Here is a 26,619-nt window from a genome sequence, read left to right as displayed (position 1 = left end):
TCGAACCGTAGATCGTCATGTGGCCGACGAACACCGAGGCTCGTGCAGCGGGCCGTGCATGCCTTTCGCGCTACGTTGGTGTCGATCGGAATGCACCTGCCCCGACCCTGGCCCCTATGCGTGCTCTCGTTGCCGCTCTCGTCCTCGTTCTAGGCCTCCCACTCGCCGCGCAGACCGAGACTGACGCGTGCGCGCCCGGCTACCGCGTGCCCGGCGACGGCGTTCCCAGGATCGAGCGGACGCTCCCCCTGGAGACGTTGCGCTACCTCGACACGGTCCAGGCGAGTCCGTTCGTCCGAGCATTCCTGATCGCCCACCTCGGCGCCAATGGGGCCGGGACGCACCCACTGAACGCGTGCAGTGCCCAGCTGCTCCAGACCCGCCTCGACGACCCGTCGCTGAGCCGCCGGCTCGCCGCACTCACCGCCCCGCAGATGATCGAGGCGCTTGTCCAGGCGGAGCGGGACCGGCGCGTCGGGGACGCCCGCAGCAAGCAGAGTCGGCAGACGCTTGCCGATGTCGCCGTGCGTGCCTCCGAGCGGCTCTCGCTCACCAATCCCAACGACGCGGTCGTTGCGGCGGGGATGTTCCAGGCCGTGGTCAGAGCGTGCGACCACTCGTCGGCGGACTGGTGTGCTCAGGCCGCGAGCGCGGAGGACGCGCTCTTCGCAGTCGTCGCGGCGGTCGACACGCTGCAGGCGGCCGAGCAGGACCAAGACGACCTCCGGCGGTGTGTGGTCGAGCCCGCCCAGGACAACTCGCCCCCGGCAGACCCGCCTGAGGCCGCGGCAGCCGACTCTGTGGCAGCCGGCGCGGCCCCCACCGAGCCCCGCGAGACGGTCACGTGCGGTGTCCTCCCCGATCCCCCCACGACCGAGACGGCGCTCCGCGATCGTCTCCGAAGGGCGTCAGAAGCCGAGCGCAAGGCGGCTGCGACGGTGGCCAGCCGCATCGGAGCGGCACAGGGGGCGCTGGCTCTGGTGCAGCCCCCCGCTGCTGCCGAGGGCTCCCCAGGCATTTCCATCCCGGCGTTCGGTCAGGGGACGATAGAGGTACAGATTGCCGCCCCCGAGCCGGGGCGGCTCGTGGATTCGGGGCCGTCCCCTTCGGCGCTGCCCAATCTGGTCATCGCCCTCGCCGACTTCGTGATCGACCGGGCGCGGGACGAGGGGATCCTATACCTCATCCTCCGCCTTGGGACTTGGATGGAGGGGACGGACGGGCAAGTCGTCCGGGCCGGCTTCCCGGGGACGGCCGCCCTCCTCGGAGCCGTCCGCGACCCCGCCGGCCCGAGCATCCGGCAGCTCGCGGGCGTGCCGCTGACGACGTGGCGGGCCGCGCTGGCGAGCGACTTCGAGCGGCTCCCATTTCGGCTCACGGCGAACACCGAGACTGCGCTCTGCGTCACCGACATGGACTGCCAGCGCCGTATCCGGTCGGCGGGCGTCGTGCTCCAGGCTGTCAGCGACCTCTACGACGGGCGCCGTCCGCTCCAGGTCCTCCGCCGGGCCCCGACCTACGCCGAGGCGGCGGGGCTCTCATCGGAGTTCCGGAGCGCGCTCTACGTCGTCGCCGGCGTCGCGGCGGCCTACGACGCCCAGCGAGGCATCGAACTCGCCGACGCCGAGCGCTTCCCGTACCTCCTCTCAGCCGGCAGTTGGCCTCGAATCGCCTCGGCGCACCGCGACGCGTTCGTGCGAGTGCTCGTGGGCGACATTCGGGGCGGCGTGGCGTTCGACCGGATCGGCACCGCGAGGGAGGGGACGGCCTCCGTTGCCGCGGCGGTGGGAGAGGCCGTCGCCGCGCTCGGAGTGGTGGCGGGCGGGACCCGAGACGGCTCGGCGGACGGCGCGACGGTCGTCCGCGACGTGGCTCGGGGGCTCACCGCGGGCCTCGACCTCGCCGACGCGCTCGGCGCCGAGACCGTCGAGGTCCGGGTGCTCTGGCAAGAGGCGGGCGGCGTGGCCGAGGCGTTTGCCCGGGGCGACCACTCGCTCGCACTCGCCCGGACGATGGGCCTCGTCCAATCGGCAGCGCCCGACGCGCTCCGACAGAACGGCGCGTTCGTCCGGGTGGCCGGGCTGGCCTCGTCGCTCGCTGCCGCCCGCACCCAGCGCGAGGCCGTCGCAGCGTTCTCGGCGGCGTCGTCACCGCTCGGGGGCTGGCAGGCTAAGCGCTTCGGAGAGGGGGCGACAGTGACCCTGACGTCATACCTCGGCCTGGGCGGCGGCGTCGAGAGCCTGATCGGGGACTGGGCTCCGAGCGCGGTCGCCAGTCCGTCGCTCCTGATCGGGCTCGAGGCCCACGTGGCCGGCATCGCCCCCGGTCGGCCGTCGTTCGGCGTGATGGTCTCCGTGCTCGACCTGGGTGGGCTCCTGAGCTACCGGCTCGTCGGGGGCCCCGGCGACGGCGCCGACGGCGTGACCTCGGCGCCGAACGTGACGCTGGCCCAGGTCTTCGCGCCCGGCCTCCACCTCGCTTTCGGCCTGGGCAACACGCCTGCCACGCTCGTGGTCGGCGGGCAGCTGACCCCGGCCCTCCGAGCGGTCCGCGAGGACGGAGCCGTCACGAGCGAGGGGGTCTTCCGCGTCGGCGCGTCGCTCGCGCTCGACCTGGTCCTCCTCGAGTTCTAGCCGCCCCGCCGACGAGATGTGCAACCTCGGGTCCGGGGCGGCCCGACCCGGGCTACTCGGCCGCGACGTGCGCGCGGCGGCGGTGGAACGCCTTGCTGACGATCTTCCAGCCGTCGTCGAAGCGCAGCAGCGTCATGTGGTCGACGAACGTCGAGGTCGGGTACTCGATCTCCAGGATGGCCGAGGCGGCGTCGCCGGAGACGGTCACCGAGACCACGCGCGTCGTGCGGTCGGACGGCTGCGCGTCCTGCATCCCCTCGCGGAAAAAGTCGACGGCGTTGACGTCGCGGTACTCACCGTCGGCCATCCAACGCATCGTGGCGGACGGGTGGAAGGCACGTGCCAGCAGGTCGAAGTCGCCTTGTGTGCCCCCATCGAGGTAGTAGGACACGGCCTCCACCACGGCGTCGTGGTCGGAGGCCTGGGCGAAGGCGGCGGGGGCGAGCAGGGCGAGGGCGAGGGCGAGTCGGCGCATGGGACGTGTGGGGACGGGGCTCGGCTACGATACGGGGGCGGGCGGGTTACGGGGCGTGCGCGAGGTAGGGGATCCCGCCAACGAGCCCGCGCGGGTTGGCGGACGTGTTTCGGAACGTGATCGGGACCGACGCGCACGTGTCCGGACAGCCCCGCCGCACGTCGATGTGGAGGTGGGGCTCGGTGCTGAAGCCGGTGTGGCCACTGCGGCCCAGCGTGTCGCCCTGCACGACGGTGTCGCCCACTTCGACATCCGCGCCCTCTCCAGTAAAGTGGAGGTACACGCCTAGCGTCCCGTCGCCGTGGTCCACCACGACGCCGTTCTCGTGGCCGCGCACGTTGTCGAAGTCGGCGTACGATTCCTCGACCTGGCTCACCGTCCCGCCGCGCATCGCCGTTACGGCCTCCCCGATCGGCATCCGGAAGTCGACGGCGAAGGCGATGGTGGAGCCGGCGGTGTGACTGAACCCGCCGCAACTGCCCTGCAGCACGAGGTAGGCGCGGCCTGCCGGATAGGGTAGGACGTAGTCCGAGGTCTGCCACGCTGGATAGTCGGCCACAGCGCACTCGGAGAGCGGGGGCGGGGAGACCGGTGCGGCGTCGCAGCCGATCAGAAGGGCAAGGGCGGCGAGGAGCCAGCGGGTCATTCGAGCACCTCGTAGCTCGTCCGGGTGCGGAGCGGGACGTGGGCGGGCGTGGCGTTCGAGAACGTGACGGGGACTCCGCGATACGGGTAAGACGGGTCGCCCTCGACCACGATAAAGTGCAAGTGCGGGTATCCCGCCAGCCCAGACTGCCCGACGACGCCGAGCACGTCGCCCGCTTCCACCCGGTCGCCGACCTCGACCTCGATGCCGCCGGCGGGGGAGTGGAGGTAGTACGCGCCCGTCCCGTCGCCGTGGTCGACGAACACGTAGTTGCCGCTCCCGCCGCCGCCGCTGGGCTCGTCCTCGTCGAGGGCGGTGACGCGGCCCGCGCGGGCCGCGACGAAGGGCGTCCCCGTCGGGAGGTCGAAGTCGGTCGCGAGGGCGTCGGGCTGGCCCTCGCCGTGGAAGGAACTGGAGCAGTTGGAGAGCCCCGTAGTGAAGCGGGTCCCGGGCGCGAACGGCACGACGTAGGGCGTGGCGTCGGTCGACGGGTAGTCGACATCGCAGCCGTCCGCGCGGGGCGGCGACACGCGCAGGGTGTCGCAAGAGGCGGCGAGCAGGAGCGGGACGAGGGCGAGCAGGCGGAACATCGGGGACGGAAGGGGGACCGTTGCCAACGTCACCCCGGGTCCGCGCGCGGTCGTCCCGGGACGGGAAGTGACACGTCCGAAGCGCCATCCGCCGTGCCGTCGCCGCTGGCGCCGTCGGCCAAGGCCCGGCGGTAGGCCGTTGGCGTCATGCCGGTGTGGCGGCGGAAGGCGCGGTGGAAGGCGGACTTCGAGTTGAACCCGGCGCGGAAGAGGATCTCCAGCACCGTCGCCCCCGGCTCGTCCGCCAGCAGGCGTCGGGCCTGGGCCACGCGGCGCGCGCCGACGGTGTGGTGGAAGCCGCCGCCGATCTGGCCGAGCACGCGCGACACGTCCCGCGTCGGCTCGCGCAACCGGTCCGCCAGCGTCTCGACGGTCAGCTCCGGGTCGGTCCACACGCGGTCGCCGTCCAAGAGCTGGCGGAGTCGGTCGGCGAGCGCAGCGTCGGCAGCGGCCCGCTCGGGGTCGAGGTCCGGGGCGATCTCGGGGGGCCCGACCTCAGGCACGAGCGGTGTCGGGGCCGCCAGCAGGGCGGCCGGCAGACGGCGCAGGCCCCACGCCGCCGCGCCGATCCCGAACGCCAGCAGCAGCAGGACGGAGGCAGCCTCGAAGGCGGCCGCTCGCGGGGAGCCCGCCAGCCCGAGCACCCACGCCGTCTGGCTGCACGCCCAGTGCGCCACGAAGACGGCCAGCACGACGGCCCCGGCGCGCCGGGCTCGCGTCGGCAACCCGCGCCCGGCCCCGACCGCCATGGCGACCGACGCGATCGCGACAACATTGAGCGCGTCGATGGTCAGCCCCTCGACGAGTCCGCCCGGCCACCCGCGCATCACGATGGCGGCGACGCCCAGCGACACGAGCGCGGTGACGAACGGGCCCAGCGCCAGCACGTCGCCCGCCCGCAACGGCCCGCCCGAGCGCGCCCGCACGGCCGCCAGCGCCACGAGCGGCGGGACGGCGGCGAACAGCGACACGGCCACGACGGTCGCGGCCGTCGACCCGACCCACCCCACGGCACCCGCCAGCACGCCCCGCGCCACGAGTGCGGCGTTGATCGCCAGCACGGCGGCCAGGGCTCGCGAGGCGCCGGCCCGCCCGGCGGTCGCCAGCGCGACGGCGCCGGTCGCCAGCCCGACGGCGGTGACGAGGTAGAGGGCGTCGAGAGCGGTCATGGGCTCGTCCGTGGGGGACGGCCAGGATCGCCGACGCCGGGGCCGGCGTCAAGTCGGGGCGCGGTGCCCGACGGGGGAGGGAGGGGCGGGACCCGCCGGTCGCCGCACCCTCCGCCCCGTTCGGCGCTTAACCCTCGCCGGTGTAGATCAGTCGGAAGGTGCCGGACCAGGTGCCGCCCGGGCCGGGGCGGGCGTTCTCGGCCGATTCGAGCGTGCCGACCAGGAAGGCGGCCATTGACGCCAGCGTCCCGGACCCTCGCGTGACCTCCTGGTTGATCACGCGGCCCCGGTCGTCCACGAGGTACTGCACGACGGCCGTGCCGGGCTCGGCCCCACGGGTCGAAAGGATCTCAGGCATACTGCGCATCGTGTTCTCGAAGGCCTGCCGCGAGCCGGGCGAGAGCCGCGCGACGTCCACGCCGGTAAAGCGGACGGTCGTGCCGTCGATGCGGCTGCCGTCGAGCCGGTAGCCCGAGCGGTCCCGCGCCGGGCGCTCCGTCGCGGGCCGGTCGCGGCGGCTGCCGTCGAGCCGGTACTCCCCGCGGTCGACGCCGTCGCCGGCGGGCAGGCGGAACGTGACGGGCACGGCGAACCGGACCTTAACAGCCTCGCCGCGCTGGCGGCCCGGCGTGAACGTGAGGCCGCGGACGGCGTCGAGCGCCGCCGCCGACAGCGCCTCGTCCGGCGACCGCATCACGAGCGCCTCCTCGACGCCGCCGGTCTCATTAACCAGGAACTGCACCACGACCATGCCCTCGACGCCCGCGTCCTTGGCGGCTTGCGGGTAGACGAGGCGCGACTGCAGCGCCTCCAGCCCGCCGACGATCTGAGGCATCTCCTCGACGACCATGAACACGTCCGGTCGGTCCGGGTCGGCGCTGGGCTCGCGTGCGGGCCGCTCCGTGCCCTCGGGGAGCCGGAACGTGACGGGGACGGCGAACCGGACCGCAACTGCTTCACCGCGCTGGCGGCCGGGCTCGAACCGGAGCTCGCGGACGGCGTCGAGCGCGGCGCGGCTGAGCATTGCGTCCGGCGCCCGAACTACGCCCGCGTCCCGGACGGTGCCCTGGGGCGTTACGACGAACTGGACGACGACTTGGCCCTCGACCCCGGCCCGCTTGGCGCGCTCGGGATAGACGATGGAGGCTTGGAGCCCCTCGATCCCACCGATGAGCACGGGCTGCTGATCGACGACCTCGAACACCTCCGTCGTGTCCGGGGCGGCGGCCCGGCCCGTCGTGAGCGCCACGTCCACTTGCGACCGGCCGTCGGTGAGCGTGAGGACGGTCGGGGCATACCCAACGAACGTGACCCGGAGCGTCTGGTCGCCCGCCGGGACGTCGACCCGGTACCGCCCCTCGGTGTCCGTGGCCGCCCCCACGGCCGTCCCGACGACGGCGACGTTGGCGCCGACGAGCGGCAGGCCAGTGTCGGCGTCGGTGACTTGCCCCTCAACGACGCGGGCCGGGACGTCGGACGGGGCGGCCGTGGCAGCTGGCGGTGCGGTCGCAGCCGAGGCGACGGCGATGGCGATCGCGAGGGCGAGGCCGGCCACGCGGCCGGTCCAGCCGAGGCGGCGGGTGTGGGAGGGGGACAGGGGGGCAGACATGGCGTCGATGCGAGATTTGAGGACGGAAGAACCGCCGACGGCGCCCAGCGCGAGCGGCGGGGCGGGCAAGGCGGCGTACGAAAAGAGCAGGTCGGCGTAGGCGCGGCGGCGGCCGGGACAGGCTGCCAGCACGGCGGCGTCGGCGGCCCGCTCGCGGTCGAGATCCAGGCCCCGCGCCAGCACGCCGACCAAGGGGTGCGCGGCGAAGGCGGCGCCAACGGCCCGCTGTGCGGCGTGCCACGCGTAGTCGGAGTTGCGGACGTGGGCGACCTCGTGGACGGCCGCGACCTCGCGGGCGTCGGCGTCGAGGTCGGGCGGGAGGGCGACGAGCGGACGGCGCCAGCCGAGGGTGAACGGAGCGGCCCCGCTGGGCGCCTGCGCGGCGGTGACTGGGCGGGCGACGCCGAGCCGCTGGCGCGCGGTCTCGACGGCCGCGCGAGCGGCGGCGTCGGCGGCGGGCAGGGCGTGGCGCGTGGCGCGGGCGCGGACGACGGCGCCCCCGAACTGCGCCAGCCGGACGGCGGCCAGCAGCGCCGCGAGCCCGGCCGCCAGCCCGGCCAGCACATCGAATGCGTCGGGCCCGGCAGCGACCACCTCCGGTGCGGGGCCACCGACCGACACGCCGGGCAGCCACGCCACCTCGGGCGCGAATGAGGCCACGGCGACGGCCGCCTCGGGGGCCAAGGCAGACAGGACGAGGGGCGCGAGCACCGCCAGTGGCAGCGCCGCCAGCACCGACCCGCGCACGGGGAGGGCGAGGGCCGCGCTCGCACGCGTCATCCGCAGCGCCGCCTCGGCGACGAGCGCGACGGCGGTCCACGCCAGCACGGGCAGCGCCAAGACGTCGACGGCCGTCCGGCCGATCTCAGCGACGGCCTCAAACATCGGAGTCGGGGCGGTCGGCGCCCAAGCCGTCGATGAGGGTGCGGATGTCAGCGCGCTCGGCATCGCTCAGCGTCTCGCGCTGCACCAAGGCCTGCACCAGGCTCGTCGTCGACCCGCCGAACACCTTGTCCAAGATGCCCGAGAGCAGCGTCGCGCGGACCTCCTCGGCGGGCTGCGCTGGCGAGTAGACGTAGGCCGTCCCCTCCGCGACGTAGGTCAGGTAGCCCTTGCCGGCCAGGTTCTTCATGACGGTCATCACCGTCGTGTAGGCGAGCCGGCGGCGCGCCGTGATCCGGTCGTGGACCTCGCGAGCCGTCGCGGAGCCGAGGGCCCAGACTTCACGGAGCACCTCCATCTCGGTGCCGCCCAGTGGGGTGAGGGGGTTGCGCATGGGTCATCGGTGTGAGTTCGTACTAATTGTATAGTAGATCTCGTGTTGGCGCAAGCCGATGGGCACAAATTGTCTCGGACCTGCCCTCCTGGCTCGGAATCGCGACGTTTGGCGACCCGTGACACCCGTCAGAAGCAGGGGTCGGCGGCGATCCGTCCGTGACCGGGGCGTGATGACGGGGGCTCCGGCGCGGGGCTAGCTTCGACGTCCGCCTCCACCGCTCCGTGCCCGCCGACCGCACCAACGACGAGTGGCTGGCGGCGCTGGCCTCCGACGGCCCCGCGCTGTCGGCCGCGCTCCGCGACCTCCGCCCCGTGCTGCTGCGGGCGCTCCACGTCACGCTCGCCCCGCGCGTCGACCGGGGCGCCGAGGCGCTGGCGCAGGACATCGTGCAGGACGCCCTCCTCCAGGTTCGCGACCGTGCCGGCCAGTTCCGCGGCGACGCCCGGTTCACGACCTGGGCGCAGAAGGTGGCCGTCCATCTTGCGCTCAGCGAGCTCCGCCGCAAGCGCTGGGAGGACGTGCCGCTGGACGCGCTCGTGGCCTCGCCGCCGAGCGCCCCGGAGCCGGGCGCCGACGTGGCGCTGGCGAACGCTGAGGCGGTCGACATGGTGCGGCACCTGATCGCGACCGAGCTCACCGACCGCCAGCGGACCGCGCTCGAAGCGGTCCTTGGCGGGATGCCGATGGACGAGGTGGCCCGCCGCCTCGACACGAACCGGAACGCGCTCTACAAGTTGCTCCACGACGCCCGCTTGCGGCTCCGCCTCGCCTTCGAAGCGCGGGGCCTCACCCCTGACGACCTGCTCGACGGGTAAGCCCCCCGGGCCCGCCCGCGTCTGACGCTCCATGACCCTCACGCCCGACGTCCTCCGCATGCTCGTCGCCCGCGCGCTCGCCACGCGCGAGGACGAGATGCCGTGCGGCGAGTGCGACACGCATGTCGACCGGTTCGCTGAGATGACCTTGGCCGGGCTCGATGCGGCCCACGCGCTCCCGCTCGTCGAAGAGCACCTCAAGACCTGCCCGGTCTGCCACGAGGAGTTCGAGGCGCTCGTCGCCGTGCTCCGCGCCGAGGAAAAGCGCCAGCGGCCGTGGTGGCGCCGCTGGTTCGGCGCGTAGGAGAAAGCCCCAGCACACGCCGTCGAGGAACAGCGGGTTCGGGGTCTGGGTTGGCCGGCAACTGTCCCTGTGCCCATGGCTCCCGACTCCGCGCTGACCGACCTCGCGCTCCTCACGATCGTGATGGCGCATGGGACCGACGCCGACCTCGATCCGCGCGAGACGCAGGCCTTGGTTCGCCAGCTCGATCTGCTCTCCGGCGGCGACAACGGCGACGCGAGCGGGGCCGACCTCAGCGACCTGGTCGAATCGGCCGTCGAGGCCTACGGCGCGCTCAGCGTGCGCGGTCTGGACGAGCTGGTCGGCCGGCTCGGGCAGACGCTCGCGCCTGCCGACCTCGCGCGTGCCCACGCCGCGCTCGCCGCCGTCGCCGACGCGGACGGGCACGTCCACACCATGGAGGCGGCGTTTCTGCGCCACGTCGCGCAAGCCTGGGGTCTGTGAGGGATGGGTCGGCGGGCCCAGTGGAGTTCCCATTGCCCGGGGGGGCTGGCGCTCGGCTCAGAGTGGCGTCACCTTGCGGCCCTCCTCGCTGCCCGTTGCCCTCCGCCCCCAGACCCCGTGACCTCCCGCCGCCGATTCATCGCCTCCGCCGGAGCGCTCGCCGCCGCGTCCGCGCTGCCGTCTTCCGCTGCGCTGCCCGCCCCGCTCGACGCCCACCGACTCGGCCCGGGCGCCCCGCCCGCCGGGCGGCCCGACCTCACCGTCGACGACCTCGCGCGCGCCGAGCGCGTTCAGGGGCTCGACTTTTCCGACGCCGACCGGGCACTGATGCTCGACGACGTGCAGGAGCGGCTGGAAGCGTTCGCCGAGATCCGCGCCGCCGAGCCGCCGAACAGCGTTCCGCCCGCGCTCGTGCTCGATCTCGGGATGAGCGGGCGCGCGCGGCCCGCGCCCGGGCCGGGCGCGACGGTCCCGATGCCGCGCGTCTCGCGCCCGGCGACCGACCGCGACCTCGCGTTCGCCTCCATCCCCGAACTCGGGGCGCTCCTGCGCAGCGGCGACGTTACCGCCGTCGAACTGGCTGAGCTGTCGCTGGCGCGGCTGGCGCGGTTCGACCCGACGCTGCAGGCCGTCGTGACGCTGACGACGGAGCGAGCCCTCGCGACGGCCCGCGCGCGCGACGCCGAGCTGGCGGCGGGCGTCGACCGGGGCCCGCTCCACGGCATCCCGTATGGCGCCAAGGACCTGCTGGCGGCGCGCGGCACTCCGACGACGTGGGGCGCCGAGCCGTACCGCGAGCAGACCATCGACGCCGACGCCGTCGTGGTGCAGCGGCTGGAGGAGGCCGGCGCCGTGCTCGTCGCCAAGCTGACGTTGGGCGCGCTCGCGTGGGGCGACGTGTGGTTCGGTGGGACGACCAAGAACCCCTGGAACCCGGACCAGGGCGCCAGCGGGTCGTCGGCCGGGCCGGGCTCGGCCGTCGCGGCGGGGCTGGTGCCGTTCGCCATCGGGTCGGAGACGCTGGGCTCCATCGTGTCGCCCTCGACGCGCAACGGCGTCACCGGCCTGCGCCCGACCACGCACCGCGTGCCGACCGACGGCGCGATGGCGCTGTCGTGGAGCATGGACAAGCTGGGCCCGATGACGCGCTCGGCCGTCGACGCGGCCCTCGTGTTCGACGCCATCCGCGGGCCCGTCGTCGGCGAGGACGCCGCGTTCCCGTTCCGCCCCGACAGCCCGCTCTCCGACTTGCGCGTCGGCACGATCGTGCCGGCCTCGGGCGACGACCCGGGCGACCTCGCCGACCGCGAGACGATGTCCGTGCTGAGCCGCCTCGGCGTCGACCCGATCCCGGTCGCCCTGCCCGACAATCTGCCCATCAGCGCGCTCCGCATCATCCTGGAGGCCGAGGCGGGGGCCGCGTTCGACGGGCTCACGCGGTCGCGCGGGACCGACCGGCTCGTCCGCCAGGAGCGCAACGCGTGGCCGAACGTGTTCCGCCACGCCCGCCACATCCCGGCCGTCGAGTACATCAACGCGAACCGGATCCGGACCCAGCTGATGCGCGCGATGACCGGGTTGATGGACTCGCTCGACGTGCTGGTCACGCCCAGCTTCGGGAACGCAGGCCTGCTCATCACGAACCTGACCGGCCACCCGGCCGTCGCGATCCCGAACGCGCTCTTCCCGGTCGACGGGTTCCCGGACCGCCGCCAGCCCCACTCGATCACGTTCGTGGCTCCGCTCTGGGGCGAGCACCACGCGCTCCGGCTGGCGCACGCCGTCCAGGCGGCGACCGACATCCACCGCCAGCGGCCGCCGGTGAGCTGAGTCGGGCTTCGGAGTCGCTGATCGATGGCTGAGGGCCGGCCCTCAGAAACGCCCACGGGGAGCGTGGGGGGTGATCTGGCGCACAGGGACCTCGGGGGCCTCCGCGAGGGGGGAGAAATCGGGCGTGCGCGCCGTTCCTTGCCGGCACGTTCCCCCCTGGCCATGCGCCCATTCATCATCGCCGGTGCGCTCATCGCGCTCGGCCTGGTCATCTCCTCCGGCGACGCCCTCGCGGTCCTCGTCGGTTAGCCCCCCGGCCACCCCTGTGCGGCGCCTCTGGAGCCCCCTCGTTCCCGAACGAGCGGGTGTCCGGGGGCGCCGCACCGCCTGTCCGGGCTCCGCGTTGGTCACCTCCCACCACACCCGCTTCGCTATGCGCTCGCTCCTGATCGCCGCCCTCCTCGCCGTCACCGGCCTCACCGCCTGCGACGCCGGCGACGCCGAGGGCACCGCCCGCCTCAACGTCCGCCTCACCGACGCGCCGTTCCCGTTCGACCTCGCCGAGTCCGCCGACGTCACCATCACCCGGATCGAGCTGCTCGCGTCGGAGCGCGACGACGACGCCGAGAACGACACGTCCAACACCGAGGGCGTCCGCGACCGGATCGTGCTCTTTGAGGGGGCCACCCGGCTCAACCTGCTCGACCTCCGGGGCGGCATCGACACCCTGCTCGTCTCCGGCGCCGAGTTCCCCGCCGACGGCGGGTACGACCGCTTGCGCGTGTTCGTCGACGAGGACGCCGAGGTCCGCTTTTTCGACGGCTCCGTCTACGCCCTCAAGCTGCCCTCGGCCCAGCAGAGCGGCATCAAGATCGCCCTGCCCAGCTACACCGTCGGCGCCGGCGGCGAGGTCGACGTGCTCGTCGACTTCGACGTCGAGCGCTCGTTCGTGACGCGCGGCAACCCGGCCTCGGCAAACTTCCAGGGCTTCCTGTTCAAGCCCGTCCTGCACGTCAAGGACTTCGCGACCGACGACGGCGGGGCCGAGACCGACAGCACCTCGACGGCGGGCTAACCCCGGCCGCCCAGACAGAACGCGCCCCCGACCGGCATCAGCCAGTCGGGGGCGCGCGCGTGTCGGGCCGAGCGGTCGGTCTACGACTCGTCGATGGTGACGCTCGTCATCGCGTCGCCCTGCTGGATGGCGTCGACCACGTCCTGGCTGTCGACGACCTTGCCGAAGACGGTGTGCTTGCCGTTGAGGTGCGACTGCGGGGCGTGCGTGATGAAGAACTGCGAGCCGTTCGTGTTCGGGCCGGCGTTCGCCATCGAGATCACGCCGGTCTCGTGCGTGAGCGGGTTGTCGCGCGTCTCGTCCTCGAAGCGGTAGCCGGGGCCGCCGGAGCCCGTCCCGGTCGGGTCGCCGCCCTGGACCATAAAGTTGTTGATCACGCGGTGGAACGTGAGCCCGTCGTAGAACCCGTCGCGCGCGAGCGTGACGAAGTTGTTGACGGTCTTGGGGGCGTGCTCCGGCGCGAGGTCGACGACGATGTCGCCCTTGCTGGTCGCAATCGTCGCGCGGTAGCTCTTGGAGGGGTCGATCTGCATCGCCGGGGGGGCGTCGTACTGCTGGGCCATGGGGTTTGGGGTGTGGGTGGGTGTGAGAGGGGAGAGGCGGGGTCAGGCGCCGATCAGGCCGAGGTCGGACAGGATCTTGGCCTCGTTCGTGGTGCCCCAACGCTCGACGCAGCGTCCGTTCTCCCAGCGGCCCATCTGCATGGCGGGCGCGGAGAACGTCTTGCCGGTCGGCGCGTGGCCCTTGAACTCGCCGCGGTGCGTGCCGGTGACGGTGTACCGGAAGCTCACGTACTCGTCGGTGGCGTTCATGTGCTCGACCTCGATGTCGAGGTCGGGGAACGCGGTGCGGAAGTCGGTGAAGAAGGCCTTCAGGCCCTCTCGTGTGCCCGGGTAGTCGCCGGAGTCGTGGTCGACGAAGTCGGGCGCGAGCACCTCGTCGAGGCCGTCGAGGTGGCCGGAGGTGACGGCGGCGCCCCAGCGCTCTTGCTGGTCGAGGTTGGTCTGGCGATCGGACATGCGGAGGGGGAGAGGGGAAGGGACTCCAAGAATGGGCGACGGCAGGGGGCCGTTCCACGGATCGGCGGAGGTGGTCGGCGTTTCACGAGCGCCACCGGCGGGTCAAGCCGGAGGAAACGGTCGGGTCCGCGCCTACGGCGTCGGTTCCGGGACCCCCTCGGCGCCCACGAACTGGCGCTCGGCGAGGTCCGCGTAGAGCCCACCCTCGGCCACCAGCTCGGCGTGCGTGCCCGTCCCGACCACGCGGCCGGCGTCGAGCACCACGATCCGGTCGGCGTCGCGGACGGTCGCCAGCCGGTGGGCGATTACGAACGTCGTCCGGCCCTCCATCAACTCCGCGAGCGCCTCCTGCACCGCCGCCTCGGAGTGCGCGTCGAGCGCCGATGTCGCCTCATCCAAAAGCAGGATGGGCGGGTCCTTGAGGAGCGCGCGCGCGATCGCGACGCGCTGGCGCTGCCCGCCGGACAACTTGACGCCGCGCTCGCCGACGGCCGTGTCGTAGCCGTCTTGGAAGCCGACGATAAACTCGTGGGCGTTGGCCGCCAGCGCCGCCGCCTCCACCTCGGCGTCGCTCGCGTCGAGCCGGCCGTAGCGGATGTTCTCGCGCAGCGTCAGCCCGAAGAGCTGCACGTCCTGGGCGACGAGCGAGACGGCGTCGCGGACGCTCGCGACCGTCGCCTCCCGGAGGTCGACGCCGTCGATGCGGACGGCGCCCGCACTCGGGTCGTAGAAGCGGGGGATGAGGTGGAGGAGCGTCGTTTTGCCCGCGCCGGACGGGCCGACGAGCGCGATCGTCTCGCCGGGCGCCGCCCGGACCGTCACGTCCCGCAGGATCGCCGGGCCGTCGCCGTAGCCGAACGTCACGCCGTCCAGCTCGACGGCGCCGCGCACGTTCGCGAGGGGGTGCGCATCGGGGGCGTCGGCGATCTCCGGGTCCGTGTCCAAGATCTCGAACAGCCGCTCGGAGGCGCCGGCCGCGCTCTGGAACGAGGTGTACAGGCGCCCGGCCCCGGCCACGCTCCGCGCGATGTTGAGCGCGTAGAAGATGAACGCGACGAGCGCGCCCGCCGTCAGCCGCCCGGCGATCACCTCGCGCCCGCCGAACCAGAAGATGGTCACGAGCGCGATCGAGAACCCGAGCCCGACGCCGCTCCAGAACGCCGACACGATCCAGGCGCGCCGCTTGGCGACCCCGAACAGCTCCTCGACGGCGTCGCTGTAGCGGCCGACCTCGTACGGCTCGCGCGCGAACGCCTTGACCACGCGGACGGCCGAAATCGCCTCCTCGGCGACCGCGGTCGTGTCCGCCAGCCGGTCCTGGATGCTCCGCGACAGCTTGCGCACGACGAGCCCGAACGACCGCATCGCGAGCGCGACCGGCGGGACGACGGCGAAGATGACGAGCGACAGCCGCCAGTTCAGCGCCAGCATCAGCGCGACCGAGCCGACGAGCGTGAGCGCCAGCCGCAGCGTCTCGGCGAGGTCGCTCGTGACGGCCGACTGCACCTTCGACACGTCGTTCGTCAGCCGGGACGTGATCTCGCCCGTCCGCTGATCCGCGAAAAAGCCCAGGCCCAGGCTGTGCAAGTGGCTGTAGATCGTCCGCCGGAGGTCGGTGACCACGCGCTCGCCGGTCCACTCCATCAGGTACGAGCCGCCGAAGCCGAGCGCGGCCTGGAGCGCGAACAGGCCGAGGAGGGCCAGCGCGAGCGTGTCGAGCAGCCCGGAGTTGGCGGCCTCGAAGACGGAGTCGAGCAGGCGCTGCAGGCCGAGCGGGACGACGAGCCCGACGGCCGTCGAGACGAGCGTCAGTGCGACGGCGACGGCCAGCCGCCCGCGGTAGGGGCGGGCGTACGCCAGGATCCGCCGCATCGTCGCGACGAGCGGCGGCTTCGGGGCGTTCTCGCCAGCGTCGGAGTCGGGAGTGGATTCAGCCATCGCCGCTCAACGCAGGGCGCCAGCCCCGGGGTTCACGCTCCGCCGCTTCCTCACGCCTGCTGGCGGTCTCGCCGAGCCCCGGGGCCGCACCTGCATTCCTGTCATCCTGAGCGGCAGCGAAGGATCTCAACGCCAACGTCACGGGGCGTCGGGGCCGGATGTGATGGCTGGACGCCTCGCGTCGAGAGCCTTGGCTACGCCGACGCTTCGCGTTCGCAAGCTCAGGATGACAGGGCCGGGGAGAAGGCGCGAGCGACGCCGTTCCGGTATTCAGTCGCCCTCTCCTGCCGACTGTCTTGGAGTACCGATGACCGACGACTGCGAACCGACGACCCTTTACAGCCGCACGCGGAGCTGGACGCCGAGGTCGCTCACCCGCTGCCCGTCGACCGCGTTCACGCCGGACCCGATCCGGTTCACGTTGCGGAGCCACGTCGTCGCCAGCTTGAGCTGGGCCGTCACGCCGTCGGTGGGCCTGGCGGTGACCACGACGTAGCCGCGGACGCCGCGGCCGGAGAGCGCCGGGATCGAGAACACGCCCGTCAGGTCGTTCTCGAAGGCGTACAGGCGCGCGTCGTAGCTCTCGGTGTCGAACAGCGTCAGCCGGAGGTCGGTGCGGAGCCAGGCGAGCGCCTGCCAGCGCACGTCCTGATAAACGAGGGAGCCCGTCGAGACGCCGACCTCGGGGCGCTCGTCGACAAAGCGCGAGCCCTCGACGCGCGAGCGCAGGCGCAGGCGGCGGCTGGCGTCCCACTCGCCCTGGAGGCGGACCGTCTGGCGCGTCTGCTCGCCGAGCCCGCCGACGACCGAGCCGGGGACCGCGTTCGGCACGTCGATCCCCGTCTCGCGCGTCTCGGTGCGCGCTTGCAGGTAGACACGCGAAAAGCGGCCCGCGCGGTGCTCGACGTGGAGCAGCGCCTCGTGGCCCGCGCTCGGGCGCGGCACGTTGAATCGAAGGAACGGGAAGCGGTAGCGGTCGAGGTACGCGTTGACCGTCCACGCCCGCGACGGCGTGACGGTGAGGCCCGCGTAGACCCCGCTCTCGTTGCGGCCGACCCCGTTGCGCTCGCCGAACGGGTAGCCGTGCAGGCTCGTGAAGTCGGGCGCGTAGCTGCGGCCGACGATCAAAAGGTCCGCGCTGCTGCCGAGGTCGATGCCGACGCCGCCGACGGCGCCGAGCCCGCCGCCCGCGCCCCGGGCGACCTCGCCGAACGCCACGCCCGCCCGGGTCGTCGCGTCCGCGTACGCCGACGCGACGGTCGCCTCCGTCCCCGCGAAGTCGAACAGTTCGTCGGGCCGCGTGCCCGCCGCGAGCGGGGTGTCGAACGACGACCGCGTGGCGACGACGCCCGCCCGACCCTCGACGGTGCCCGTAGAAACCCGGTACTCGGCCGCGCCGCCGACCAACGTTTCGTCGAGCGCGTCCTTGCGCGCCAGCTCGCGGTCGGTGCGGTGGAGCCCGTCGGCGCCCAGGCTGGTCACGACCGCGTCGAAGGCGCCGGGCGGCAAGTCCGGGTCCGAAACGTCGGACGAGTCCGGGAGGAAGACGCTGGCGTCGAGCGCGCGGCGGCTGGCGAAGGCGCTCACGAACAGGCCGGGCGTGACGGCGACCGACAGCGCGGCGCCCCGGAAAAAGTTGTTCTCGTCGACCGACCCGTAGGGGCGGATGCCACGGCCTCGGCGGAGCGGCCCGCCCGTCGCGTCCGGTCCCTTGCCGAACCCGGAGGCGCGCCACAGCGCCACGCCCTGCCCGAACTGCGCCGAGTAGTCGCCGATCACCAACGCGTCCAAACGCCCCATGTCGAGCAGCGCGACGTGCGCGCTCTGGTAGTCGTAGCCGTACGTGTTCGTCCCGCCGTCGACGCGGAACGGCTCGCCGGGATCTTTTTCGAGCGTCAGGTTGACCGACACCTGCCGCCGGTACGTGGCCTGGAGGCGCGTATAGATCCGCTCCGGCGAGCCGCGATACGCCCGTGTCGAGTCCGGCCCTTGGTACGCCGTCCCCAGGTCGAGGCGACGCTGGACGCGCTGGATTCCCGAGTAGCGCAGCCCGCCCAGCACGGCGCCGACGGTCGGGACGGCGGGAAAGGGTTGCGTCTGGGCAATGACCACGACGGCTTGGCCGATGGTCAGGTACGGTCGGGCGTCGAGGTAGGCGTCGGGCGTCACGTCGTCGACGGCGCGGAGGCCGGGGAGCGAGGTGAACGGGCCGTTCGTGATCCGGTACCGCACGATGGCCGCCGCGAGTGTCTGTCCCAGCGCCGGCACCTGCGCCAGCTCCGCCGCCGTCGCCGTGTTGACGTCGAGGGGCGATTCTTGGAGCGAGGTGAGCAGCTCCAGCAGTTCGGTCGGGTCGCCGGTGAGGTCGTCTTCCAACAGCGCCTCGAAGCGGGCGTCGGTCTCGGACTCCGTCCCGAGCGTGTCGGCGGGCGTCTGGGCAGTCGCGGCCGTCGTCAGCAGGAGGGCCGCGAGCCACAGCACCGCCCACTTCGATCCTGAGGGGGGGTGGGGAGGTGCCGGAGCGGCAGCCTCGAGGCTGACCAGATCAAGATGGGGGATGGGCGCGGCCATCGCTAAAAGGCGACCTCGACGCTCACGGCCGGCGTCAGGCCGAGTGTCGGGTGCGACTCGGCGGCGAGGTCGGCGCGCAGGGCGCCTGCGCGGACCCCGGCGCCGAGCGCGAACCGCTCCGGCCTCGACGACACGCCCGCGCGGAGAACGAGCGGATCGGCGACCCGGACCTCGGCGCCAGCGCGGACGGAGAGCCCGAAGTCGAGGTCTTGGTCGGCGTCGAGCAGCAGGAGGGCGCGGTCCGACGGCGTGTACGCCAGCCCGACCGTCAGGCCGGGGACGGTCGAGGCCGAGCGTTCCAGGTCCGACTCGTCGCTGAGTCCCAGGCCCAGCAGGTTGCGGCCCGCGAGCCCGGCGCGCAGGCCGGGCAGCACGTCGCCCTGCACGCCCGCGTCGAGCAGGATCGCCGTGTCGGACCCGTAGCCCTCCGTCGAGGCGGTCTCGACGCCGACCGCCAGCCCGGCGTCCAGGCGGCGCGAGCGGCTGAGGGGGAGCGCGCGTGCCAGCCCGAGCACCACGCGCGTCTCGCGGCGCTCGGAGAACCCGTACGTCCGCGCGTGGGCGGCGATCGTGCCGAAGCCGAGGGGCGCGGCGGCGGCGACCGAGCCCAGGCGCAGCTCCGACAGACCGAACGCCTGGCTCGCGGCGACGCCCGCGCGGCGCTCCGCCAGCGACGCCCACGTGGCAGGGTTCGAGACGCCCCACGCCTGACCCCCGACGGCGGCGCCGGCACGGCCCAGGCCGAGACCGCGCGCCCCGCCGTCGGCGAGTTGGGCGCTGGCGACCGGCGCGAGCGCGACGAGGGCGGCGAGCGAGAGGGCGCGCATAAATGCCATCGGACGGCGTTCGGAAGGGAGAGCGGCCCCGGTAGTTTGTGGGCCGTCGATAAAACATACGCGACCCATCGTGCGCCTTCTTGCCCTCGTCTTTTTCCTCGCCCCCCTCGCCGCCGGTGCCCAGGAGCTCCGTTGCCAGGTCACTCTCAACGACGACGCCGTCACGGGCAGCGAGTTCGGCTACCTTCAGGAGCTCCGCGACGAGCTCGTCCGCTACGTCAACGGGCGCACGTGGACCGACGATGTCTACGAGCCCGAGGAGCGGATCGACTGCCAGATCCAGGTGACGCTGACCGAGGCGCTGTCGCAGACGCTCTTCAGCGCGCGGCTCGTCGTCCAGGCCAACCGGCCCATCTACGGCACCGCCCAGCGGACGACCACCTTCCGCGTGGCCGACAACTCGTGGCGGTTCACGTATGCGCGCGGCCAGAACCTGATCTACGACCCCAACCAGTTCGATGAACTGACCTCGGTCCTGGACTTCTACGCCAACCTCATCCTGGGCTACGACTACGACACGTTCTCGCCCCTCGGCGGGACGGAGTTCTTCGAGCGCGCCCTGCGCATCGCCGAGCTCTCTCGCGCCAGCGAGGCGGGCCAGCCGGGCGGCGGGTGGTACGGCCGCGGCGCCGAGGACCGCGCCCGCGCCACGCTCGCGCAGGAGATCCTCGACCCCGTCTTCGAGCCCGTCCGGCGCGCCCAGTACGACTACCACTTCGGCGCGCTCGACCACTTTATCGGCCGCCCCCAACAGGCGTGGGCGAAGACCATCGAGGTGCTGACGGCGCTCCACGACCTCTACCTCACGACGAACCGCCGGCGCTACGTCACCGACGTGTTCTTCGGGGCCAAGTACCAAGAGTTCGTTGCGCTGCTGGCGGAGTCCCCGCAGCGCAACGAGGCCTACTCGATGCTTTCTGAGATGGACTCGGCGCACATCGGAGCGTACGACGCTCTCGTCAACAGCCGGTAACGGTTCGGGCGTCTCAAGTGGGATCCGGCGGGCGTGGCACGGTCCTGATGGGGAGGTGCGGGAGTCGACCGACCGCCCCATGACCATCGCCGATCCTAGCCCCTACGCCGTCCTCGGCGTCCCCGAGACCGCCACGCCAGACGCGCTCCGTCGGGCATACCGCACGCTGGCGCTCCGCTTTCACCCGGACCGCAACCCGGGCGACGCCGCCGCCGCCGAGCAGTTTATCCGCATCAAGACGGCCTACGAGCAGGTCGCCCCGGTGGACCCAGACGCGGGCTTCGACGCCGAGCGGGTGGTGACCGAGATGCAGCGGGCGGCCGTGGAGGCGGAGAGGCGGCGCAGTGGGCCGACGGAGTTGGGCCGGGCGTGGCAGCAGGTGCGCGTGCCGCTGGTCCGCTCGAGGGCCGACCGGGTTCGAAAAGCGCTGGAGACGCCGATTGCGCGCGTGGCCGCTGGGCTGTCAGCCGCCGTTCTCGGCGTGGGTCTGAGCGGGGCTGTGCCGCTGTGGGCCGCCGGGCTGGCCGTGCTGGCGCTCGCCGCCGCTGCCGCGTGGTTCGCCGCGCCCGACGACGCCGATTGGGCCGTCGAGACGCACTGGCGGGGCCTGCGCGACCTGCGCTACGACGTGCTCGTGGGCTGGACCGAGATCCACGCGGTGACCGTCGGCGACGGCGTCCTCGATCTCGTGCTCGGGGCCGCCGCCGCAGACCGGCTGGCGCGCGCGCTCCCCCCGTCGGCCTTCGCGAGCCCCGGCGTGGTCCGCCTGCCGGTCGCGGAGCCCGACCGGCTGGCGGCGCTCGTATGGGGGCAGGCGTAGCGGGGTGTGAACCGAGGGGGGCGGGGCCGCCTTCGGTGTCGAGGAGGGCGGGCGAGACGGCAAGGCCGAGTCCTCGTCTCGTCCCCTCCTCGTCTCCTCTTCTCTGCCCCTCACAGCCTCCCCCCCCTAGCTTCCGGGGCGAACCCCTCCTTCGACCGTGAGCGACCAGAAAATCATCTTCTCCATGCTGGGCGTCGGCAAGACGCTGCCGACCGGCAAGAAGATCTTGGACAACATCTACCTCTCGTTCTACTACGGCGCCAAGATCGGCGTCCTGGGTCTGAACGGCGCCGGCAAGTCCACGCTGCTGCGCATCATCGCCGGGCAGGACCCCAACCACGACGGCACCATCGAGTCGCAGCCCGGCCTGACCATCGGCATGCTGGAGCAGGAGCCGGACCTGGGCGGCGACGACCGGACGGTCAAGGAGGTCGTCGAGGAAGGCATGGCGGAGGCCGTGGGCCTGCTCAAGCGGTTCGAGGAGCTGTCGGCCGGCTTCGCCGAGCCCGACGCCGACTTCGACGCGCTCATCGCCGAGCAGGGGAAGGTCCAGGAAGAGATCGACCGGCTCGGTGCCTGGGACGTCGACGCGCGCTTGCAGCAGGCCATGGACGCGCTGCACTGCCCGCCCGGCGACTCCAAGGTCGGCCCGCTGAGCGGCGGCGAGAAGCGGCGCGTGGCGCTCGTCCGCCTGCTCCTCCAGGCGCCCGACGTCCTCCTGCTCGACGAGCCGACGAACCACCTCGACGCCGCCTCCGTCTCGTGGCTGGAGCAGCACCTCGCCCAGTACCCCGGCACGGTGATCGCCGTGACGCACGACCGCTACTTCCTCGACAACGTCGCCGGGTGGATCCTGGAGTTGGATCGCGGCAAGGGTATCCCGTTCCAGGGCAACTACACCTCGTGGCTGGAGCAGAAGGAAGCCCGCCTCGCGCAGGAGGAGAAGACGGCCTCGAAGCAGCAGAAGACGATGCGCGAGGAGCTGGAGTGGGTGCGCCAGAACGCCAAGGGCCAGCGCACCAAGTCCAAGGCCCGCATCGCGCGCTACGAAGAGCTCCAGGCCGGGCTCGACAACGAGCGCCGCGACGAGCTCGAGATCTACATCCCGCCGGGCCCGCGTCTGGGCAAAGTCGTTGTCCAGGCGGAGGGCGTCGACAAGGCGTACGGCGACAACACGCTCGTCGAGGACCTCACGTTCGACCTGCCGCCGGGCGGCATCGTGGGCGTGGTCGGGCCGAACGGCGCGGGCAAGACGACGCTGTTCCGCATGATCACCGAGCAGGAGCAGCCCGACGCCGGCACGTTTCGCGTTGGCGAGACGGTCCAGATCGGCTACGTCAACCAGGAGCGCGACCTCGACCCCGACCAGACGGTCTGGCAGGTCATCTCCGGCGGCTCGGACTTTATCCAGCTTGGCAACCGCGAGATCAACTCCCGCGCCTACGTCGGCCGGTTCAACTTCGGCGGGCAGGACCAGCAGAAAAAAGTCGGCACGCTGTCCGGGGGTGAGCGCGGCCGCTTGCAGCTGGCGGTCACCCTCAAGGAAGGCGCGAACGTGCTCCTGCTCGACGAGCCGACGAACGACCTCGACATCAACACGCTCCGTGCGCTCGAAGAGGCCCTGCTGGCGTTCGGCGGCTGCGCCGTGGTCATTTCCCACGACCGCTGGTTCCTCGACCGCGTCGCGACCCACATCCTGGCCTTCGAGGGCGACGGCAACGTCTTCTACTACCCCGGCAACTTCTCCGAGTACGACGCCGACCGCAAGACGCGCCTCGGCATCGTCGACGACGAGCCGACGGGGCCCTATCGCAAGCTCACCCGGGCGTAGCCCGCGCCACCGACGGACGGGGCAGGAGATCGCAGCCGGCCCCTCTGACACGTCGGCGGCACTGCGCGTCGGGAGTTTCCCTCCCGGCCGCTTACGCCACTCGGCGTAGCTTCGCGGCTCGCTCTCGACCCGCTCTCACCCCTTCCCCTCCCATGAGCGAGATCCGATTCGGTACCGACGGCTGGCGCGCCGTCATCGCCGACGACTACACGTACGCCAACCTGACGACGGTCGCGCGAGCGACGGCGGCCTGGGTCCTCCAACAGACCGACGGCGACGGCTCCGTCGTCATCGGCCACGACACCCGCTTTCAGGGGGACGCCTTCTCCCGGCACGTCGCGCGCGTGATGGCCTCGGCCGGCGTCCGGGTCCGCTTTGCCCAGGGCTTCGCGACGACCCCGGCCGTCTCGTGGGCGACCGCCGAGCACGGCGCGACCGCCGGCATCGTCATCACGGCGAGCCACAACCCGCCCGAGTACAACGGCTTCAAGATCAAGGCCCACTTCGGCGGCCCGGCCACGCCGGACATGATTGGGGCCGTCGAGGCCGAGATGCCCAAGCTGACGGGCGAGCCCGCCTTCGAGACATTCGACGCGCTCGTCGAGGCCGGCACGATCGAGACGTTCGACCTCCAGTCCGCGTATGTGGAGTTGCTCCGCGACCGCGTCGACATCGAGGCCATCAAGGAGTCCGGCCTGCGGCTGGCGTACGACGCGATGTACGGCGCCGGGCAGGGCGTCGTGACGGAGCTCCTTGGCATGGCACGCGTGGTCGAGCTCGGCCACGAGCAGAACCCGGGAATGCATGGCCAGGCACCCGAGCCCATCGACCGCAACCTGGGCGACCTGCTCAAGGCCGTCGTGGACGGGAACTGCGCGCTCGGGCTGGCGACCGACGGCGACGCCGACCGGATCGGCTTGGTCGACGAGGAGGGCCAGTTCGTCGACTCCCACAAGATCCTGGCGCTCCTCGTCAAGTACCTCCACGAGGAGAAGGGCCTGCGCGGCGACATCGTCAAGACGTTCTCGACGACCGACATGCTCGACCGGATGGGCGAGTCGTACGGGATCGACGTGATCACGACGCCGATCGGGTTCAAGTACATCGGCCCGCTGATGGTCGAGCGTGACGTGCTCGTCGGCGGCGAGGAGTCGGGCGGGATGGCCGTCAAGGGCCACATCCCGGAGCGCGACGGCCTGTTCATCGGGCTGACCGTCGCCGAGATGATGGTCACGCGCGAGCGGACGCTGTCCGGGCTCGTTCGCGAGCTCATGGAGGAGTTCGGGCCCCACTACCAGGCCCGCACCGACCTCCACACCACGCCCGCCCGCAAGGAGGCCGTCCTGGCCGAGCTCGGGGACACCGGGTTCGCGACCGTCGACGGGAGGGAGGTGACGAAGACGGAGACGCTCGACGGGTTCAAGTTCCGTGTCGCGGGTGGCTGGCTGCTGTTCCGGCCGTCCGGGACGGAGCCCGTGCTCCGCGTCTACGCCGAGGCCGACAGCCCCGAGGCCGCGCAGTCGCTCGTCGACTGGGGCGTGGCCTACGTGCAGAACGGAGCGGCCTAGGCACAAGCCGGCCGCACGCACCGTTCGACGGGCTCCTACCACGCTTGCGCCGATGCGTCCGTTGCTCCTCTTCATGCTCGCGGTGCTCGTGGTCGGGTGCGACGCCGGGGCGAGCAGGGATCTGGCCGAGGGCACCTTCACGCTCCGCCTCGACGGCGCACCGGCCCAGACGCGGACCGGCGCCTTCACGGGGGCGTACGTCCGCGAGACCGGCCCGGCGACCGCCGTCTTGCTCGGCACCAACCCCATCGCGACGGCGCTCGGGCTCTCAAAGTCCGTTGTCGGCTTCGTCGCCGACCGCGAGGCGCTGACGGTCGGCCGCTACCCCCTCACGGCCGTGGGGCCGGGGGGGGACCTCCCCGACCAAGCCGTCTCGGCGTTCTACCTCGACCCGGCCCGCTACGACGACTCGGCTAGGTTGCAGGGCTTCTTCTTCGCGACCGAGGGTCAGCTGACCATCGACGCCGTCGAGGCGGATGGGGCGCTGCGCGGGACGTACGCCATCACGGCGACGGAGTACGACAACGCGCTGGCGCCGGTCGGCGACCCGGTCCGGGTGTCGGGCGCCTTCCATGCCGAGGCGTCGGACGCCTTCGGCGACGAGGACGCGCTGCTGAGCCGTCGCGCCGGACCCCGGCTCTGGTAGACCAGCCCGCGGGCGCTAGCGGCCGCGGCTGGTGTCGGCGGCGAGGGCGTCGGCGCGGGCATCGAGGGCGAGCACGCCGTCGGTAATCGACTGGCGGAAGCGCGGGAACTGAGCCTCGGACGTGTCGGGGTAGGCCCCGAGGCGGGCGTCGAGGCGGGCACGGTCGGCCGCTAGCGAGTCGACGGCGCGCAGGAGCCGGCCGGTCGAGTCGGCGGCGGCACGGACGCGGAACGCCGCGAGGCGAGCGTCGAGGGCGGAGAGCCCCCGGAGCGTCGCGGCGCGGAGCGCGGCGGCCGTCGGGGCCGCGTCGTAGCGCGCACGCTCGACGGAGGCGGCCAACCGCTCGGCCTGCGCCCGGAGGTCGACGGTCGCCGAGTCGAAGGTGACCGGCGGGGTGGGACGGAGCCGGTCGAGGCGGACCTGCAGGCGGCGGCGCTCGGCGCGGAGCGCGTCGAGGACGGGCCCGTAGGCGGCCTGTGCGACGGAGTCGGACGCGGCGGCCTCGGCCTCCAGCGCCGCCAGCGCGGCATCGATGTCGAGCGTCTCGCGGAAGACCTCCGCACGGAACCGCTCGACGTCGGCCTCCGGCACAGGGACCCGGGTGCCGGGGTCCGGCGGCGGGTCTCCGCACGCGGCGGCCAGCAGCACGAGAGAGACGGGGAGAAGAGAGCGGAGTCGCATGGAAACAGTCGCGGGTGGCCCGAGGGGGACCACCCGCGACGTAGGGGAAGCACGGACGGCGGCCGCTAGGCGGCCTTGCGCACGAGCTTGACGAGGAACAGGAGGAGGCACGCGCCCGCGATGGAGACCAGGAAGGCGCCGATGCTGAACCCATCGGTGATGTCGCCGACGCCGATCAAGGGGCTGATGACCCAGCCCGCGAGGATCGCTCCGACGATGCCGACGACGACGTTGAGGATGATGCCTTGCTGGGCGTCGGTGCCCATGATCTTGCTGGCGATCCAGCCAGCGAGGCCGCCGACGATCAGGAAAATGATAAAGTTCACGGGTGACAGGGGGTGTGAGAGAGGGGGGCCACAGGATTTGTGGCCCTTCTCCAACTCCTTGCGATTCGGTTTGTTCGTGCCGACGAGAAACGCGAGGGGACCGGAGCCCGGCTGGGACGAGGGGAGCCCGCCCCGAGCCACCGCGTCCCACCGCTCGCTCGTATCGTAGCGCTCCCGTCCGACCTCGCCATGACCATCGTCCTCTGGGTCCTCCAGATCGTCCTCGCCCTCCTGTCTCTCGCCGTCGGCGGGCTGAAGCTCGTGAAGCCGAAGGACGCGCTGCTCCCTCAGCTGGGCGCGCTGGCGCCATACCGCCCGCTCACGATCAAGGCGATCGGGGCCGCGGAGGTGCTGGCGGCGCTCGGGCTGGTCGTCGCGCCGCTCGTCGGGTGGGGCGCGCTGGTGCCGTGGGCGGCGCTCGGCGTGTCGGCGGTGATGATCTTCGGGGCCATCGCGCACGGCGAGGCGGGCGAGTGGAAGAAGATCGGGCTCAACGCCGTCGTGCTCGTGCTGGCGCTGGTCGTCGTCTACGGTCGGAGCGCGGACCTGCCGCTGTAGATCCTACGGGTCGGTACCGGGTGCGAGGTACTGGGCGGGCCCT

The 26,619-nt window shown here is 72.6% G+C and carries 25 protein-coding genes; 12 read left to right on the top strand and 13 right to left on the bottom strand.

From position 1 onward, the window contains the following. The first annotated feature begins 116 nt into the window (after positions 1–116). Positions 117–2,633: a hypothetical protein gene (locus ACLII4_RS17525; RefSeq protein ID WP_412068691.1), complete on the top strand. Its 2,517-nt coding sequence runs from the start codon at positions 117–119 to the stop codon at positions 2,631–2,633. A 52-nt stretch (positions 2,634–2,685) separates the two neighbouring features. Here the strand turns inward: ACLII4_RS17525 and ACLII4_RS17520 are convergent, their stop codons facing one another. The 6 genes from ACLII4_RS17520 to ACLII4_RS17495 form a co-directional block, all read right to left on the bottom strand. Then, entirely contained in the window at positions 2,686–3,108 is a 423-nt protein-coding gene (locus ACLII4_RS17520; protein ID WP_412068690.1) for a nuclear transport factor 2 family protein, read from the bottom strand. 46 nt (positions 3,109–3,154) lie between these two features. Beyond that, positions 3,155–3,754 (bottom strand): M23 family metallopeptidase, encoded by a 600-nt coding sequence (locus ACLII4_RS17515; RefSeq protein ID WP_412068689.1) that lies wholly within the window; start codon positions 3,752–3,754, stop codon positions 3,155–3,157. After that, positions 3,751–4,344, bottom strand: a complete 594-nt coding sequence (locus ACLII4_RS17510; protein WP_412068688.1) for a M23 family metallopeptidase — start codon at positions 4,342–4,344, stop codon at positions 3,751–3,753. The genes ACLII4_RS17515 and ACLII4_RS17510 overlap by 4 nt, the downstream gene beginning before the upstream one ends. A gap of 29 nt (positions 4,345–4,373) precedes the next feature. Continuing rightward, entirely contained in the window at positions 4,374–5,513 is a 1,140-nt protein-coding gene (locus tag ACLII4_RS17505; RefSeq protein ID WP_412068687.1) for a helix-turn-helix domain-containing protein, read from the bottom strand. A 127-nt stretch (positions 5,514–5,640) separates the two neighbouring features. Continuing rightward, the gene (locus tag ACLII4_RS17500) at positions 5,641–8,007 is read right to left on the bottom strand and encodes a TonB family protein (protein ID WP_412068686.1); all 2,367 of its coding nucleotides are present in this window, start codon (positions 8,005–8,007) and stop codon (positions 5,641–5,643) included. Continuing rightward, the gene (locus ACLII4_RS17495) at positions 8,000–8,398 is read right to left on the bottom strand and encodes a BlaI/MecI/CopY family transcriptional regulator (RefSeq protein ID WP_412068685.1); all 399 of its coding nucleotides are present in this window, start codon (positions 8,396–8,398) and stop codon (positions 8,000–8,002) included. The genes ACLII4_RS17500 and ACLII4_RS17495 overlap by 8 nt, the downstream gene beginning before the upstream one ends. A gap of 224 nt (positions 8,399–8,622) precedes the next feature. Between ACLII4_RS17495 and ACLII4_RS17490 the strand changes: the two genes are divergently transcribed. From ACLII4_RS17490 to ACLII4_RS17470, 5 genes are all read left to right on the top strand, one after another. Further along, a complete protein-coding gene (locus tag ACLII4_RS17490; RefSeq protein ID WP_412068684.1) occupies positions 8,623–9,216 on the top strand; it encodes an RNA polymerase sigma factor in 594 nt (197 codons plus the stop codon). Between the two features lie 31 nt (positions 9,217–9,247). Next, entirely contained in the window at positions 9,248–9,520 is a 273-nt protein-coding gene (locus ACLII4_RS17485; RefSeq protein ID WP_412068683.1) for a hypothetical protein, read from the top strand. A gap of 75 nt (positions 9,521–9,595) precedes the next feature. Continuing rightward, positions 9,596–9,964, top strand: coding sequence for a TerB family tellurite resistance protein (locus ACLII4_RS17480; RefSeq protein ID WP_412068682.1), 369 nt, complete (start codon positions 9,596–9,598; stop codon positions 9,962–9,964). A gap of 117 nt (positions 9,965–10,081) precedes the next feature. Then, entirely contained in the window at positions 10,082–11,794 is a 1,713-nt protein-coding gene (locus ACLII4_RS17475) for an amidase (protein WP_412068681.1), read from the top strand. A 373-nt stretch (positions 11,795–12,167) separates the two neighbouring features. After that, positions 12,168–12,809 (top strand): DUF4382 domain-containing protein, encoded by a 642-nt coding sequence (locus ACLII4_RS17470; protein ID WP_412068680.1) that lies wholly within the window; start codon positions 12,168–12,170, stop codon positions 12,807–12,809. An 80-nt stretch (positions 12,810–12,889) separates the two neighbouring features. Here ACLII4_RS17470 and ACLII4_RS17465 read toward each other — a convergent pair whose 3' ends face one another. The 5 genes from ACLII4_RS17465 to ACLII4_RS17445 all read right to left on the bottom strand — a co-directional run bounded on the left by ACLII4_RS17465 (position 12,890) and on the right by ACLII4_RS17445 (position 19,164). Next, positions 12,890–13,372, bottom strand: a complete 483-nt coding sequence (locus ACLII4_RS17465; protein ID WP_412068679.1) for a peptidylprolyl isomerase — start codon at positions 13,370–13,372, stop codon at positions 12,890–12,892. A 42-nt stretch (positions 13,373–13,414) separates the two neighbouring features. Then, positions 13,415–13,828: an ester cyclase gene (locus ACLII4_RS17460; RefSeq protein ID WP_412068678.1), complete on the bottom strand. Its 414-nt coding sequence runs from the start codon at positions 13,826–13,828 to the stop codon at positions 13,415–13,417. Between the two features lie 132 nt (positions 13,829–13,960). Beyond that, positions 13,961–15,766: an ABC transporter ATP-binding protein gene (locus ACLII4_RS17455; protein ID WP_412068677.1), complete on the bottom strand. Its 1,806-nt coding sequence runs from the start codon at positions 15,764–15,766 to the stop codon at positions 13,961–13,963. 336 nt (positions 15,767–16,102) lie between these two features. Next, positions 16,103–18,247 carry a ComEA family DNA-binding protein gene (locus ACLII4_RS17450; RefSeq protein WP_412068676.1) on the bottom strand — a complete coding sequence of 715 codons (2,145 nt, stop codon included), beginning with the start codon at positions 18,245–18,247 and terminating at the stop codon, positions 16,103–16,105. A gap of 92 nt (positions 18,248–18,339) precedes the next feature. Next, positions 18,340–19,164 (bottom strand): hypothetical protein, encoded by an 825-nt coding sequence (locus tag ACLII4_RS17445; RefSeq protein ID WP_412068675.1) that lies wholly within the window; start codon positions 19,162–19,164, stop codon positions 18,340–18,342. Positions 19,165–19,243: 79 nt separating this feature from the next. On the opposite strand from ACLII4_RS17445, the gene ACLII4_RS17440 reads away from it, so the two are divergent. The 5 genes from ACLII4_RS17440 to ACLII4_RS17420 all read left to right on the top strand — a co-directional run bounded on the left by ACLII4_RS17440 (position 19,244) and on the right by ACLII4_RS17420 (position 25,011). Then, entirely contained in the window at positions 19,244–20,146 is a 903-nt protein-coding gene (locus tag ACLII4_RS17440) for a DUF4835 family protein (RefSeq protein WP_412068674.1), read from the top strand. A gap of 79 nt (positions 20,147–20,225) precedes the next feature. After that, complete coding sequence (locus ACLII4_RS17435) at positions 20,226–20,966, top strand: J domain-containing protein (protein ID WP_412068673.1); 741 nt, start codon at positions 20,226–20,228, stop codon at positions 20,964–20,966. A gap of 157 nt (positions 20,967–21,123) precedes the next feature. Continuing rightward, complete coding sequence (ettA, locus tag ACLII4_RS17430; protein ID WP_412068672.1) at positions 21,124–22,797, top strand: energy-dependent translational throttle protein EttA; 1,674 nt, start codon at positions 21,124–21,126, stop codon at positions 22,795–22,797. A 152-nt stretch (positions 22,798–22,949) separates the two neighbouring features. Then, positions 22,950–24,365: a phosphoglucomutase/phosphomannomutase family protein gene (locus ACLII4_RS17425; RefSeq protein WP_412068671.1), complete on the top strand. Its 1,416-nt coding sequence runs from the start codon at positions 22,950–22,952 to the stop codon at positions 24,363–24,365. Between the two features lie 52 nt (positions 24,366–24,417). Further along, positions 24,418–25,011, top strand: a complete 594-nt coding sequence (locus ACLII4_RS17420; protein WP_412068670.1) for a hypothetical protein — start codon at positions 24,418–24,420, stop codon at positions 25,009–25,011. Between the two features lie 15 nt (positions 25,012–25,026). Here the strand turns inward: ACLII4_RS17420 and ACLII4_RS17415 are convergent, their stop codons facing one another. Next, the gene (locus tag ACLII4_RS17415; RefSeq protein WP_412068669.1) at positions 25,027–25,692 is read right to left on the bottom strand and encodes a hypothetical protein; all 666 of its coding nucleotides are present in this window, start codon (positions 25,690–25,692) and stop codon (positions 25,027–25,029) included. 65 nt (positions 25,693–25,757) lie between these two features. After that, the gene (locus ACLII4_RS17410; RefSeq protein ID WP_412068668.1) at positions 25,758–26,018 is read right to left on the bottom strand and encodes a GlsB/YeaQ/YmgE family stress response membrane protein; all 261 of its coding nucleotides are present in this window, start codon (positions 26,016–26,018) and stop codon (positions 25,758–25,760) included. A gap of 189 nt (positions 26,019–26,207) precedes the next feature. Between ACLII4_RS17410 and ACLII4_RS17405 the strand changes: the two genes are divergently transcribed. Then, on the top strand, positions 26,208–26,576 hold the full coding sequence (locus ACLII4_RS17405; RefSeq protein ID WP_412068667.1) for a DoxX family protein: 369 nt from the start codon (positions 26,208–26,210) through the stop codon (positions 26,574–26,576). The last annotated feature ends 43 nt before the right edge of the window (positions 26,577–26,619 follow it).

The sequence above is a fragment of the Rubrivirga aquatilis genome (assembly GCF_046845665.1).
Lineage (GTDB): Bacteria > Bacteroidota > Rhodothermia > Rhodothermales > Rubricoccaceae > Rubrivirga.
This window is presented reverse-complemented; position numbering and strand designations above follow the sequence as displayed.